Annotated in this window: 15 protein-coding genes; 6 read left to right on the top strand and 9 right to left on the bottom strand. The window is 41.6% G+C overall.

Features of this window, described 5'->3' with window-relative positions; translation table 11 throughout:
• Positions 1-49: 49 nt before the first annotated feature.
• Together AACT52_RS36895 and AACT52_RS36890 are read right to left on the bottom strand one after the other, a co-directional pair.
• Positions 50-691: an ABC transporter permease gene (locus AACT52_RS36895; RefSeq protein ID WP_073628503.1), complete on the bottom strand. Its 642-nt coding sequence runs from the start codon at positions 689-691 to the stop codon at positions 50-52.
• Positions 688-1437: an ATP-binding cassette domain-containing protein gene (locus AACT52_RS36890; RefSeq protein WP_073628501.1), complete on the bottom strand. Its 750-nt coding sequence runs from the start codon at positions 1435-1437 to the stop codon at positions 688-690. The genes AACT52_RS36895 and AACT52_RS36890 overlap by 4 nt, the downstream gene beginning before the upstream one ends.
• Before the next feature lie 389 nt (positions 1438-1826).
• Here AACT52_RS36890 and AACT52_RS36885 point away from each other — a divergent pair, with 389 nt between their 5' ends.
• Together AACT52_RS36885 and crtC are read left to right on the top strand one after the other, a co-directional pair.
• Entirely contained in the window at positions 1827-2096 is a 270-nt protein-coding gene (locus AACT52_RS36885) for a PTPA-CTERM sorting domain-containing protein (RefSeq protein WP_073628499.1), read from the top strand.
• Between the two features lie 304 nt (positions 2097-2400).
• The gene (gene crtC / locus AACT52_RS36880) at positions 2401-3288 is read left to right on the top strand and encodes a cyanoexosortase C (RefSeq protein WP_073628497.1); all 888 of its coding nucleotides are present in this window, start codon (positions 2401-2403) and stop codon (positions 3286-3288) included.
• On the opposite strand, the gene AACT52_RS36875 is transcribed toward crtC, so the two are convergent.
• The 3 genes from AACT52_RS36875 to AACT52_RS36865 all read right to left on the bottom strand — a co-directional run bounded on the left by AACT52_RS36875 (position 3272) and on the right by AACT52_RS36865 (position 6421).
• Positions 3272-3667: a hypothetical protein gene (locus tag AACT52_RS36875; RefSeq protein WP_158054540.1), complete on the bottom strand. Its 396-nt coding sequence runs from the start codon at positions 3665-3667 to the stop codon at positions 3272-3274. The two genes, crtC and AACT52_RS36875, sit on opposite strands and share 17 nt — an antisense overlap.
• Before the next feature lie 211 nt (positions 3668-3878).
• The gene (locus AACT52_RS36870; protein WP_073628493.1) at positions 3879-5438 is read right to left on the bottom strand and encodes a glycoside hydrolase family 10 protein; all 1560 of its coding nucleotides are present in this window, start codon (positions 5436-5438) and stop codon (positions 3879-3881) included.
• A 125-nt stretch (positions 5439-5563) separates the two neighbouring features.
• The gene (locus tag AACT52_RS36865; RefSeq protein WP_073628491.1) at positions 5564-6421 is read right to left on the bottom strand and encodes a nucleotidyltransferase domain-containing protein; all 858 of its coding nucleotides are present in this window, start codon (positions 6419-6421) and stop codon (positions 5564-5566) included.
• A 1-nt stretch (position 6422) separates the two neighbouring features.
• On the opposite strand from AACT52_RS36865, the gene AACT52_RS36860 reads away from it, so the two are divergent.
• Positions 6423-6806: a hypothetical protein gene (locus AACT52_RS36860; RefSeq protein ID WP_198940845.1), complete on the top strand. Its 384-nt coding sequence runs from the start codon at positions 6423-6425 to the stop codon at positions 6804-6806.
• 73 nt (positions 6807-6879) lie between these two features.
• Here the strand turns inward: AACT52_RS36860 and AACT52_RS36855 are convergent, their stop codons facing one another.
• Positions 6880-7140, bottom strand: a complete 261-nt coding sequence (locus AACT52_RS36855; RefSeq protein WP_073628489.1) for a DUF433 domain-containing protein — start codon at positions 7138-7140, stop codon at positions 6880-6882.
• A 55-nt stretch (positions 7141-7195) separates the two neighbouring features.
• A complete protein-coding gene (locus AACT52_RS36850) occupies positions 7196-7774 on the bottom strand; it encodes a Uma2 family endonuclease (RefSeq protein ID WP_073628487.1) in 579 nt (192 codons plus the stop codon).
• A 219-nt stretch (positions 7775-7993) separates the two neighbouring features.
• Here AACT52_RS36850 and AACT52_RS36845 point away from each other — a divergent pair, with 219 nt between their 5' ends.
• Genes AACT52_RS36845 through AACT52_RS36835 form a run of 3 tightly spaced genes read left to right on the top strand, consistent with a single transcriptional unit; the run spans position 7994 to position 10230 of the window.
• Positions 7994-8449, top strand: coding sequence for a hypothetical protein (locus tag AACT52_RS36845; protein ID WP_073628485.1), 456 nt, complete (start codon positions 7994-7996; stop codon positions 8447-8449).
• 4 nt (positions 8450-8453) lie between these two features.
• On the top strand, positions 8454-8969 hold the full coding sequence (locus tag AACT52_RS36840) for a hypothetical protein (protein ID WP_073628483.1): 516 nt from the start codon (positions 8454-8456) through the stop codon (positions 8967-8969).
• Positions 8959-10230 (top strand): hypothetical protein, encoded by a 1272-nt coding sequence (locus tag AACT52_RS36835; protein ID WP_073628481.1) that lies wholly within the window; start codon positions 8959-8961, stop codon positions 10228-10230. The genes AACT52_RS36840 and AACT52_RS36835 overlap by 11 nt, the downstream gene beginning before the upstream one ends.
• A 124-nt stretch (positions 10231-10354) precedes the next feature.
• Here AACT52_RS36835 and AACT52_RS36830 read toward each other — a convergent pair whose 3' ends face one another.
• Together AACT52_RS36830 and AACT52_RS36825 are read right to left on the bottom strand one after the other, a co-directional pair.
• Complete coding sequence (locus tag AACT52_RS36830; RefSeq protein ID WP_073628479.1) at positions 10355-12316, bottom strand: Hsp70 family protein; 1962 nt, start codon at positions 12314-12316, stop codon at positions 10355-10357.
• A 236-nt stretch (positions 12317-12552) separates the two neighbouring features.
• A complete protein-coding gene (locus AACT52_RS36825; RefSeq protein WP_073628477.1) occupies positions 12553-13596 on the bottom strand; it encodes a hypothetical protein in 1044 nt (347 codons plus the stop codon).
• Positions 13597-14145: the final 549 nt, after the last annotated feature.

Genomic DNA, 14145 nt, shown 5'->3' with positions numbered 1-14145 from the left:
CTCTTTCTCCTCCTCGGCTTCCTCTGCGGTTTATTAATGACAACGCACCCTATTTTTTTGTAATTTTAAATTTCCCTTCCAACCAACCAATCGCAAAATCAGCAAGCAAAGCAATCACTGCTGCAGGAATCGCACCAGCTAAAATCAACTGATTATTCACCGCTGAAATACCTCGAAAAATCAACTCCCCTAAACCACCAGCACCAATTGCTGCAGCAATCGTGGCAATTCCAATCGCAATCACCGTCGCCACCCGCACTCCTGCCAAAATCACACTTAGCGCCAAGGGAATCTCCACTTGAAGCAAGAGTTCTTTATCAGTCATTCCCATTCCCCGCCCAGCTTCTATAATGGCTGAATCCACACCAGTAATACCCGTGTAAGTGTTACGAATAATTGGTAATAGAGAATACAAAATCAGGGCAAAAATTGCAGGGTTTGCTCCAATTCCGCCAATGACAGGCACAGGGATAAGCAAGCCAAACAGCGCCAAACTGGGAACGGTTTGCATAATATTCGCAATCCCGAGAATTGGTTGACGGAGATTCTTCTGTCGGGTAATTAATATACCAAGTGGAATACCTATAACAGTGGCAATCCCGATAGAAATCGCTACAAGTAGCAAGTGTTCTAGAGTGCGTTCCAGGATTTCCGGGGCATATTTTATTAAGAAGAAGTCAGTGATGTTCATATAGCTGGCTTAAGACATTGGAGAAATGCGAGGGCTTCTGGATGTTGAGAATGCAAAAATTCATTGGTTGTACCTAACACTACTAATTCTCCCCCATCCATTAACCCAATTCTCGATGCCAAGACAAATGCTTCTTGAATATCGTGAGTGACAAACACAACTGTTTTCCCCAGTTCCTGCTGTAACCGTTTAAATTCTTGTTGCAGTTCCAACCGCGTAATGGGATCGAGTGCGCCAAACGGTTCATCCATCAATAATACTGGCGGATCTGCTGCAAGCGCCCTTGCCACACCAACCCGTTGCCTTTGCCCTCCTGAAAGTTCATGTGGATATCTTTGAGCAAATTTTTCTGGATCTAAACCAACTAAATGCAGCAATTCATAAACTCGCGTTTTAATTTGTTTGGGTTTCCAACCTTCTAAAGATGGAACTAAACCTACATTGCGTTCCACTGTGAAATGAGGGAATAAACCCGTTTCTTGAATGACATAACCAATCTTGCGCCGCAGTTTAATTTCATCCCATTGAGCGGTGGGAATGCCATCAAATAACACCTCGCCTTGTGTGGGTATAAATAGGCGATTGATTAATTTCATTGTCGTGGTTTTGCCGCTTCCACTGCGCCCTAGTAATATCAGTGCTTCCCCCCGATGGATAGAAAAATTGAGGTTTGATACTAAAGGGCGGTTGTTACGGCTAAAGGTAACATTGTGGAATTCGACAGCGATTTGGTTATCCTGTGGCATAGGTAACTTACAAGCTGGTTTTATGTCATTATCTGCTGAATTTTGCCATTATGCGTTAAGCTTATGCTTTGGCTGATTAATAAGAGAGCAACGCTTGGAGCCGATGTAGCTCCTGTACTTCTGTGAATTCATTAGCCGACAGCGACGAATACGGTTGTTATGACACATAGATAAGGAAAGCCAATTAGGTGTTCAGTATTTGCACTCTTGTGTTGAAATATCATCCCTAGTTGATGAAATATTTGCACTTCATACTTAGGTAATAGAGTTTCAAATGCGAGTTGCAAAATAACAGGCAAACAACTTTTCAGTAAAATTTCGGATGGAAATAGAACATAAGTAACACTAGATTGTTATGAAATTTCTTATGAAGTTACCGGAAGATGGACATGAAATTGCAAGCTATTTTCATGAGCGCAGCCGTCACTGTTGCCGTATTCACAGGGTTAACACTGAGCCATCAGCAGTCTGCTCAAGCTCAAGGTGCTAATATTAATGCTAATGTTGATACTAATGTTGTTGATGCTAATGCTTGCGTTGGAGTATTGGGAGGAAACTGCGCACAAGTTCCCACTCCGGCTCTACTGCCAGGTTTAATTGGTTTAGGCGTGGGCTTACTACGCAAGCGCAAGGCTAAGGAGGCTGAGGTTGATATCTAAAGTTTCTTACAGCTAAGTACCTGGACTGTTATGTCGTCCCGCTTAGGCTCACTAGCTATAAGTCATAAATGATGGCACTTTTAAGGCAAAACTTTGACTAGAGAGCCATCATTCTTATTTATCTGTCAATTGGGTTCTACCTAGCTGATAAGGCAGGAAGTCTTTAGAGCAACGTGGAAAAGCTCTTAGCATACTACTGACAGCAGTTAGCGGGGAGATAGCATTGCTGCTTGAGGTTATCTCCGGAGATTATACCAATGCATAGAATCCCAGTGCTGTAAAAATGTGGTAAAAGGTAGGCAATATGGGTCGGCTGTTGTTGTTTAAAAGCCCAAGAACTGCTCACAATTGGATAGTTCTATGTGGTCTTGTAGTAGGTTTGTGTTACCTGCCTGCTTGGTTAGGGATTCTACTAAAATTAGTTGTTCACGGTGTTGCGTTTCCTTTACTTGTCTTTGGAGCTGCTTATCTAGCAATACAAGAGCTATGGCATCAGCGAAACCAACTGGCTAAGCTAATTGCTCCTGTCGAACAGAGGCGACTAGGACACATCGTAATTCTGACTAGTGTAGGTCTTTTTGGGTTCTGTCGTTTCGCCTTCTGGTCACAGGCTCTACTGTGGTTTTTGGTCTTAGTTGGGATTGCTTTAAGTTCTTGGGGTGTAAGTTTCTTCAAAAAGTACCCGCAGCCTACCTTCTTGATACTTCTAAGCATACATCCAACACCAAATTATCTCATAGATTATCTATGGATATCCGTTAATTCCCACAAGACTCTAGAGCACTTGGTGGCTTGGAGTGGTAGTCTAGGACTTCAAGCTATAGGTCAGTCAGCGACTTCAACTGATAATATTATCTATTTAGGCACAGGTGCAATCCAGGTAGAGTGGGGTTGTACTGGCACTGATATGGCTATTACTATGGCTGCAACTAGCTTGTTATTGGGCTTAATTTTTAAGCAAAACTGGGTACAAACAGTAGGATTAGTTATTTTAGGAATTGTTCTGGCTTTTGTTTTGAATCTACCCCGAATTATGTTGCTAGCGTTTGCAAATACCTTCTGGGGGAAAGAAGCATTTGAATTCTGGCACGGTGGTTGGGGTGAACAAATTTTCTCAACAATTCTGTTCACAATTTACTATTACCTGATGAAGGGTATTTTTTGTGAGCGCTCCGTCAAATCGCAGTTCTGATGCTAGGTTGATGCACATCTAGGACACATTTCATACTTCTATCAAAGCATAGTGGGAGGGTGAGAACCCCTTGCTTAAAAGCCAGGGGATGAAACCCGACACAACAAGTTTTAACTTGTTGTTTCTCTGGTATAATTCTTGAAGGTACTGGGTGGCGACCCATACAGGATATCCATAACTGGACTCCGAGGGTAGAAACGTAGTATGAAGGGCTGTACCACAGTCTGCGGTGGGACGCGTCGTGGACGTAAAACCAAAATGCTTGTGGAGACGGTGAGACCAGCGCTGCGGGAGGGTTTCCCGACAGCAGGCGACTGGCGTTCGCGTAGCGTGCCGAAGGCATACCCGGAGGGTCTGGCGGGGACTGATTTTCAGTCAAGCTTTGAGTCTAAGAAACAGGAATTAAGGTGGAAATGTATGGCTAATGCCTACACTCGAACATCTTTTAAGAATTCTCGTGCATTTATGCCGAGGAGTACGTCAATTAAAAGGCAATACGGTTCAGTGAAGGATTGTTGGTAAAGATTGTACACATGTAGAGACGTTGCATGCAACGTCTCTACATTGACGTGTTTATAATGGTTTTGGTCTTATCTGGACTGTATTGATTTAAAAGGTGTAACAGCGATTGGCTTTGTCAGTGTCGTTTGGGCGATCGCTCCCTGAGTGCCGTAGCGAGTCACTGCGGAGACAGCCGCACTTTCAACTTGCGTATTATTTAACACGTAGGAAGTTTGCCCGACGGGTAAGATATTTGTCGTCCATTCACTTCCTGTTTTAGTCTGCACAACCCACCACCAAACTTTTTGCTGCCCTGTGGGTTTCCAGTTAAGTTGAATTCTGCCTGTAATTGGATCTTTATATATTGTCAGTTCAGGTTTACCTGGTGCTGTGTTATCTAACCACGGCGATGCAGGAACCAATGCTGGTTTTGTGTAAACCTCCTTTGCTAACAAGTCAGAAATTCCGCCACGATTTTGCATCAAGGATTTCATACTGAAGTGAATGTTGCCACCCGCTCCTGAAAAACCCCGCGTCCCCTGAATTTGAGAGAATATTTCGTGAGCATCCCAAGTTTTCGAGGTGTCGTTACCTACGCGGCTCGTGTAAATTCCAGACCAAATATGCCTACCCAAGGAGTTTTGCTCTAGCCACCAGTTCAGCAAAACGGGATAACTTTGATGAGTTTGTGAAATCTTCCAATAAAGTTGTGGTGACAAATAATCTAGCCAGCCGTTCACCAACCATTTTCGAGAATCAGCATATATTTGGTCGTAGGCGTTGAAGGTTTTATTTGCTGTCGCTTGAGGGTAGCCCGGTTTCCAAACTCCAAACGGGCTAATGCCAACTTTCACCCAAGGTTTTTGAGTTTTGACACTTTGATAAAGACGGTGAACAAACGTGTTGATATTTTCGCGCCGCCAGTCACTGCGGCTGAGTGTCCCTCCGGTACGCAGATATTGTTGCCAGCTGAGTTCGTCGGGGAAGTCAATCTGCTTCCCTCCGTCGCGTTCTGGGTAAGGATAGAAGTAGTCGTCAATGTGAACTCCATCTATGTCATATCGGCTAACAACATCCATAATGACTTTTAGAGAGTAGTCCTGAACTGCCGTTTCTCCAGGATCTAGCCACAGAGCCTTGCCATAGTGCTTGACTAACTGTGGTTGAGTTCTGCTAATGTGGTTAGCCGCAATTTCGGATTTTGCGTTTGCTTGACGGGCACGGTAGGGATTAAACCATGCGTGAAACTCCAAACCCCGTTTATGCGCTTCTTCCACTGCAAAAGCTAAAGGGTCATAATAAGGTTCTGGCGCTTTGCCCATTTGTCCAGTTAAGTACTCTGACCAAGGTTCGTAGGGAGATGGGTATAGAGCGTCACAGGCTGGGCGTACCTGAAAGATGACCGCGTTGAGCTTTAATGCTACCGCCCTGTCAAGTATCGTAATGAGTTCTGCCTTTTGCTGGTCGCTGGTTAAGCCGGGTCGAGAGGGCCAATCAACGTTGCCTACGGTAGCAATCCACACACCTCGGAATTCTCTTGAGGGCGGTGTTGGGATGGTATTTTCTGGTTTTTGTGGGATGTCCTGAGATAGGACGGGGGAACTGGCTCCGAGTAACAATAAACTGAGAAGAATCGCTTTAAGGTTCACAAGTGATATTTTTGACAATACAACTGTAAAAGGCTAGTGCCCCCAATCTTGGACTCTAGTTGTGTAGTGTCAGTTCCTATCCAGCAGCGTGAAGTTAATGAGGAGTCAATGAAACCCTTTAGACTTTACATGACTAACCGACGATTGCCATACCATTGACTCAAATCCTGCTCAATTCCTTCAAGGATGGCGATCGCATCCATTATTGATTTTGCATCAACCGCTAAATTAGCAAACACTGACTCAACCCGTTGTTGATAGTTCCGTGGACACAGCGCAAAGCTGTTGGCAACTGCTACCGCGCCTTTCTCATTCAATAAGTACTCTTCATTGAGTGCAAATAATACCTGATTCATACAAGCTACGCTGCGGAAACAACAACCTGCTGCATAGGCAACATCACCGCGTGCAACTGCCTTTTGTGCAATTAACAGTGAAAAACTAATTTCCCAGGCAAAAGTATTAACAGTTGCTTGTTTAAGCTGAATCGGATAGGGAGTTGTCTTAGCCTTTAAAGCGTCTAAAACGCCATCCGGATCGTGAAGTGGCAGACAAATGGCAACTTCACCCATATAAATAGAGGACACAAAGCCATGGGGATGTCCTGGTTGGTAATCAATCGTGATTTGCCCAGCATGGCAATCACCAATGACACGATTAACCTGAACCACATCACGATAGAGAAAATCTACAGATACACCTTCTACCTTTAGCCAACCACCGCCATTAATCCATTTCCCCCATTCACCAATTGGGGTGATTAGATTTGCGCGGTGGTTGTCGTCAAGTTCAGAGGCGAGGTGATTTAGAGCAATCAGATCAAGCGGATTCTCTGGCTTGTAATAAATTCCTAGATCTACATCTGACTTCTGTGTATGGTTGCCTCGTGCCCTTGAACCACCTAGAGCGATCGCTGCAATTCCCTGAATTGACTGCAAACGATCGACAACCCGGTGGATGAACTGAGGCAATTGCTGATTCATATTGACTCCATTTTCACCACCAATTCAAAACAATGTCACATTAGATGCTAACAGACAAGCTTCAAATAACACCCCCACCCATAGTTACATTGGTCAGCGGAAGAACTTATTTGACCTACGTCGTGTCGCAGTTGTTCACAATATACATGGACGCTTAGCTTTTGCTTACAAAAACAAAAATGAAGATGTAGACAGTAAATTGTTAGAAGCTTCTCCACCAGTGCGTCGAGTTATCAGACGTGTTACCAATACCTACTGGTTTATCCGCGAAGTCTTGCGAGATGCCCCAGATGTTTTGATTGTGTCGCCGGAAAATGTGCGATCGCTCGTCAAAGAAAAACTCAAAACCCTTTGCCAACGTTACAATCTAGAAATTTCTTCTTAAAACTTCATTGAAGATTCAAAGGTGTAAGGTTTCTCTTGCACCTACACCTACACCTTTGACTCCAGCTTTCACTTTACGCATCTGCTTCCTTGGTTGTACCTAAAGGAATTTCAACAAAAACATCCCGCGCCATTTCTGCACCATAGGCGAGACAAGCAAGCAGGTCTTCCCGCTCAATGCTAGGATATTCCTCAAGAATTTCCTCAATAGTTTCACCGGTCGCTAAGAGATCAAGAATGAGAGAAACCCAAATACGATGTCCGCGAATGCAAGGTTTACCAAAACAAATATTCGGGTCGATAGAAATTCTCGACAACAAATTATCCTCGCTCATAGCGATTGACCTCTGGTAGGTTAGGATTCAGCGTCGTGTCTCCTTTTATAATCATTCATGACCAAACTTCGCTCAAGTCCAAGACAAATCCCGGTAGCACATCTTCTCCTAATAGAGTCGTGGGATTGTCTAATACTTCCACCTCTCGACCTTGCCTGTATATCTCAACTTTCCGGCTTTTGCGGTCAATCAACCAACCCAAACTGGCTTTGTTTTCCATGTATTCGCGCATCTTTGCCCGCAACGTTTCTATGCTGTCAGAGGGCGATCGCAGTTCTACAACAAAGTCTGGGCATATGGGAGCGAAACCTTCTCGCTCTTTGGGCGTGAGTGCTTCCCATCGCTCTAACTTTACCCAAGAGGCATCAGGAGAACGGTTAGCACCATTGGGAAGGTGAAATCCGGTGGATGAGTCAAATACTACCCCTAACTTGGTTTGACGGTTCCACAGCCAAAGTTGCCCTTCAATGTTGAGGTTACGGTTACCCGTATCGCTTCCAGTAGGGGGCATGACAATTAACTCTCCAGTCGCAGTTCTCTCTAGCCTTAAATCACGGTTGACGGCGGCAAGTTCCTTGAACTGTTCGTGACTGACTTTAAATGTTTTGGGAATGATGATGGTGGGGTTGACCATAGTGGAAAGCTTCGCACTTAGGTTGGGCAGGAATTGCAGGCTATTACATTATCTATGGTGTCATAGGTAGGCAGGTGGAGCAGGTTTTGATTCATGGTTAACTATCCCCTTGTTATCATTAGCACTACTGTGAGTGATCAAAATCACTACATATTGCTTGCGAAATTGGAAACATATAGACTACTACAAACAAAAACCTGGGTGTATTGTTAATCAACTATGGAACTTGTAACACTCGCTACCGCAATCACAACTCTGATTTTTTCCGAAGCCTTGAAAGAGGGCGGCAAAACTCTAGGGAAGGGTGTTTCGGAACATATTGCCCGTTTGGTTACTATTATCCGTGAGAAATTCAAGGCAGTTGGAACGGAAGGGCTACTGATACGAGCGCAAAACCAACCTACAGAATCGAATAAGTCAATTTTTAAGGCAGAACTGGAGACTCAAATAAAAGAAGATGAGACATTTGCCAATCATCTCAAAGAATTGGTGAATCAACTTGAGTCATCTGAGATTATTAGGCAGGTGATGGCAAGTGGTATCGAGATTTCAGGTGATCTAGAAGCAGAAGACATGAGCCAGAAAGCGACACGTAGCAGTTCTGTGCAGCAAGAAATGCTCAAGGATGTGAAAGCACAAAATGTGAAGCTTGGTAATTTGAGTCAGGAGAGTTGAAGTAATGAACTCTCAACCTGAAGATCCTAATAAGCAAGTACAGCAGAGAGCTTTTGAAAATGTTAATGTTGGTAGAGATTTCTCTATTGAGAGCTTAACTCAGATAATAAATCTGGTATCACAACCAAATAACCAGAAAAATAGTTTCTGTAGTCTTCTAGAATGGATTCACAAAAAATCTGTTTCTTTAGAACAGTTACCTCCTTGCTATCAGGAAGAAGTTTTGCAAATTTTAAGAATAAATGTTCATATTAAAGAACATAATATTCTTGACTTTACTGCTTTTGAAGTTAAGGTTTTCGACTTAATTTTTAACTTTTGTCATTATTATCTTAATAAGGGTAAACCTCGCTCTAATGAGTTTGCCAGCTTCAAAAAGAAAGATTACTATTCGTATATGAAAAAATTAATAGAAGATGAAGAAACAATTAGAGTAGGAACTGTAAGGCTAAGTTCTCTGATTAAAGATAAAGAGATGTCTATTCTTGTCAAAAAGGTAGAAAAAATAGATGAATTCTAATGATTATAAAAGGAGTTTGATTAGAATATACTTTGAATTACTCAAAAAACATCATGAAAACGAATCTTATCCTGCATTAGAAGAAGTAAAAAAAAGTTTAGAAGAACAATTATTTTTTTATGAAAAAGAACTATTTTATACAAAATTTCTACTACGTGAAATTGAATATTTTTTGTCTCATCCGATACCCATTCCTCCATTCTTATCAAAGGGAATACTTTTAAAGTTGTTAAATGAGATATATGAAGATATAAAATATGTTTTAAAATTTATAATTTCAAAAGCTATATTTGTATACAACAATTTCTGGGTTACACCTATACCTAAAAAAAGAATACCGTTATTTACACTGATATTTGTTTTAACTTGTCTTCTCTTACCATTTCTTATCATTATTCTTGTAAGGATTATCAGGAGAAATATTCATATATCAATCCTAATATTAGGAATTATTATTTTTATTTATTTAGTAAGAAAAATAAAAAATATTCGAGACGATTGTGAACAAAGAATTACTTTATGGGAAGAAATCATTCAACAGAACAAAAATGAAATAGAAGCATTAGAAAATCAAATTATTGAGTCCCAGATTTATAATATTTTCGATTTAGAAGATAAGGTTAAGATTTGGCTAGAAGAGGATAAATTAGATTTAATTGAATTGGGCATGAGTAAGTTAAACATTGAAAAAGAATTAGTAGATCGTGACCCAATTCTTTCATTTTTTGGTATTAGTTCCGACGAAAGTTCAGAGAGCTTTATCTTAATTACAGACAGAGAAATGGAAAAAATTAAGAACAAATACCAAAACTTGTTGATAAATGAGAAGGATTTTTACAAAGAAAAGGGACTTGACGGAAAGTATAGATATGGTGTTTATGAGTGCTTCTTAATTTTCTTATGTGCAAATTTTATTTCCTATTATAGATGCTATTGGAACTTTCTTAAAGGCGAATCAGTAGATGAGGAAACATGTGAATTTCTTTATGACAGTATAGTTTCTGTGAAAACACAGGAAAGGTCTTCATTAAATCAAGCAAATCCTGATGAAAAAAGAAAGTATATTGACTTATTATCTTTAACAACTATGGATGGAAAAATTGTTTATTTCAAAATATCTGATGATAGAAGGCAAAAAATAAACTCTTCTAACAGAAGAGTTATAGAATATGTTTCTGAAATTAATGAAGCAGCAGCACGTATTAGATATTGGTTAAGACAAAGACGAGTAGATTACCAAAGAATTAAGGGGGTAGATTAAGACCTATTACACGAATCAAATCATCCCCTATTAGTCCATCTAGGCGGGCTTTGCTTATTTAGCTGCGAATTTTACCTGTCAGGTATTCATGCTTTCAAAACAAATATTTGAAAACTCACATACATCACGCAATCAACAACCTAGCTTTATCCGCTTGCTCTTGCACACTTTCCTTGAGCCATTCACTAATAGATTTACCCAGTTTGACACCGATTGTTGGATCTTGGATTAAAGTCTGTTGAATTTTTTGCTGCAACTCCGGTTTCTTCTGATACGCTAGTTCGTCAATTTTCTGATCAGGCACTAATTTGCGTATCCAACCAGGTATATCAGTTTCCTTAACTAAGGACTCACCTACAAAGTAAGCTAATATCCCAACAATTGGTGCAATGATTCCAGTGAAAAGTAGGATATGGAATATTCCTGCCAGAACAACGCCTACGATTAAAGCAACAAGGTGTCCAACAAATATAGAAAGCCCGGTTAAATCATCCAACGATATGGAAGTGGGAACCTTGTCTGTGTGGTCGCCCAAGTCAATTGTTTTGCTGCTAAATGTTTCCAGTGGTAAGCCATACTTTCTACAGATTGAATCTGTTTTTTCCCTCACCTCGTTCTGAACTTTTGACAACCACTCAACTAAACAAGTAGCCATTTTGTCATTGGCATCACTTCCTGTTAGCCAAGCTTTGGCTTTCTGCTCTATTTCCGACTCCAGAGATGAGAGCGTTATGATATCCCTCTTCCGCCAAGATTGCACACTTGGCTTTATGACCTCGTCTACCAAACCATTTGCCAGTTCCTCTGCTAATTTTTCCAAGAATAAGGGTATGTAATTTCCCACAATACCTGTCAATTCTTGGTCAAGGAATTGAGTAATTTCTTCGATAAATCCTTCTGTGCGAATGTACACCCGTCCCCAACGGGCAAGTCCTCTAGCAATAGAAAGTTCAGGTTCTCCATCGCGCTTGCAAGGCAAATCAGGAAAGACTTCTTGGCATATTTCCAGAACAAACCCCATTTTGGAAGCACTGCCTGTGAGGAGGATGACGCTGGGTTGAATGCCTATGTGCTCCAACTTTTGTTTGACTGCCTGCAACTCGTCACGGAAAGCATCACACCAACTTTTGTTGGCAAGTTCTGGTAGAGGTTTGCTGAGGATTGCGTTCATAATTTTGCCATTGACCAGAGGCAAAAACTTATATTTTCTTTGAATATCCTCAACGCCTACATTAACAATGCTCTCTTCGTAAGAATCTTGATAGTTAAAATACTCTTCTTTTGCTTTACGGCATCGGAGTTCACAGCGATTTTTGTATATTGGGTTTTGCTCAAAAATTTTTTCAAGCTGTGAAATTTCTTCTAGTTGCAGAATTTCTTCATCTCTGAGAATTTCTCCAAGTCGTAAAATGTCTTCGCGTCCCTCTCTATATTGTCTTTGACATTCCAAGGTTTTCTTGAGAATTTCTTTTTCAATGAGGGATGCACCTAAGTCGTGTCCGAAATCTATCGGGGTGTCAGACATACCCTTGACAAGGGTGTAGTCTGTGGTGGAAGAACCAATGTCGATGACCAGCACCGACTTTTGTAATTCTTCTATGGTGAATATGCCACTTTCTTTGGCGTGCATCAAAGCAGCGCGTGACTCTTTGACTACGGTTGCCTTTAGCAAGCAATCTTCAGAAAGGAGTTGTTTGTAAGTCTCAATTTCTTCTTGCCACCATCCTGATGGACAACCTATGAAAAAGTAGTTGTCATCTCCTGACTGAATTTGTTTAGTATCAATCAAATGCTGATAGATAGCATTCACAAATTCTTTAATGTTTTTTTGGTATGTTGGTTCATTAAATTTTCTGCTTTTAAAGGCAATTTCAAAGATGGTGGCATCGGGCATTTGATACGCCATTTCCCCAATGAAAATTCCTTTTTTAGGATGGTGGGCAATGGCGGTGGTTTGGCTTTTCCTGTTATTAATAAGCAGACTTTGAGGAGTCGTTTCTGGATTATCTGCTCGCACCCAGGTAAGAGCCGTTTCTCCGTGCCCTAAATCAAATCCTATAATTTTAAGATTGTGATAATCATGCATTTGTAATTCTATCTCCTAATTTTATACCATGACTCGTTCCCACGCTCTGGGTGGGAATGCATTCAGGAGGCTCTGGCTCCTGAAACCAGAGGCAGAGCCTCTCGCAAGGCATTCCCAGGTGGAACCTGGGAACGAGAGTAACGAGAGTAACCTGGGAACGAGAGTATTTGTGATAAATTCTGTAGAGACGTTGCATGCAACGTCTCTACAACCCTGAAAATGAATGCGACAGACCACTAGGCTGCTGAAGACGATGGAGGCTCAACTACGCTGCCTGGTAAGAGTACTTGGTCATCTTTCACAAAAGCATGCTTCAGGGTGATGTAATCTGTGGTTTGTGGGTCAAGACTCGGCTCAAAGTAGAACATTGACCAAGGTTCCATTGCCAAATCCTGTTCTTCTGTGGGTTGATAAACTCGTGTCTCAATTCCGTAGCGTCTCAAAATCGTCGCAGCTTGTTCAATGCGCCTACGCACGGCTGTTGGCAGTTGATTTTGTTCATCCAGTCCATCCGCCATCAAGTCTTGTAGGTACTCTAACAAGTCTAGATGATTTTCCAGACCGGGTTTGGGTGCTTTCTCTTCCGTTCCCCCGTACGCAGCAACAGTTAGGTCAATTGATTGAAAAGCTTGATAAAGATGGTCAAGTAATTTATCAATATCTACACCTACTTTCAACTCATTTTTACGAGGTTCTGACTGTGAGGCAATACTTGCGTTCTCAGACGACTGCGTTTGCTGAAATATTTTTCCAAGCAAACCTCCGGTTATTGCTCCTATTAACCCCCATGAATAACCCCCAGCCAAGGTTCCTGCTATACCGCCAGCAAGTAGGCTGCTCATAATCTCGCGGTTGTTGTGTACTTGTTGTGATAACGTCTGCTTGTAATAATCAAGCGATGTTAAGGCTTTCAGATTTTTTTCTAGCTGAGTAATTGTGTTAAATGACGATAAAGTGTTAGAAGTTAACTCAGTTAAGGCTAGCTGGCTTTCGCTTGGCGAGTTGGTAGTGCTGTTAGATTTCTCTAGAGCATTTGGGGTTGAATCTTGCAGTTTGACTAATATCAAAATGCTCGTGTATTGATTAAGCGCCTTTAACATGACTGTAGCAAGGCGCGCCTGTGGTGGAGTCAATCCCCTAATGTAATCACCACTCAAGTCTGCAAGCTTGTTAATCTCTTCTTGGACTATCTTGACGACTTGCTCAGTTGTTTCTACACGTTCTAATTGAGACTTTAGCTTTTCTTTTATTTCTTTGTAATGAGATACAAGGGTTTTCATAATAAATTTTAATGCATCCCATTCCTATAGTATCTCTGCTATTTTACAGGTCGATATTTATGTTTGTTGGGTTTGCACAACCCTTTTAGTAGTATTTTTAAGTATGTATTGTATATGTAAAATATAATACATGTTTTCTCATCACATTGTCACAATTTATTATGTAATAAATTTTTAAAATATAGCCGCAAATACACGTAGCCTGTCAAACCGCCGTAGCGGTATTGAGCGTCCCGCTTGAATTCCTAGGACGCGTAATTATCACCGAAAAAGAAAAGGCTTCGCCGTGAGTTCAGCGGCTCGAGTGAGCCTTCGCCGAACTCCGAACGGATACAAGCCTTCCGAAGTTCCCTAGGTTGGGAAGCCCCGAAGTTTGCCCGGAGCGAAACCAACGCCAGTCGCCTGCTGTCGGGAAACCCTCCTGCAGCGCTGGCTCCTCCTTGCAACTTCTCTCCGCCTGCAGGACTTCTCTCTGAATTTATTCATGGATAGGAAAAAATGCGCGAGCTAATTATTCAAGCCCCCGGATTCATTCTTTGGGGTCTTCAA

Source organism: Scytonema sp. HK-05 (genome assembly GCF_963872035.1).
In the GTDB taxonomy this organism is placed as follows: domain Bacteria; phylum Cyanobacteriota; class Cyanobacteriia; order Cyanobacteriales; family Nostocaceae; genus Kalymmatonema.
Note: the sequence above shows the minus strand (reverse complement) of the source record. Positions and strands in the feature narration are given on the sequence as shown.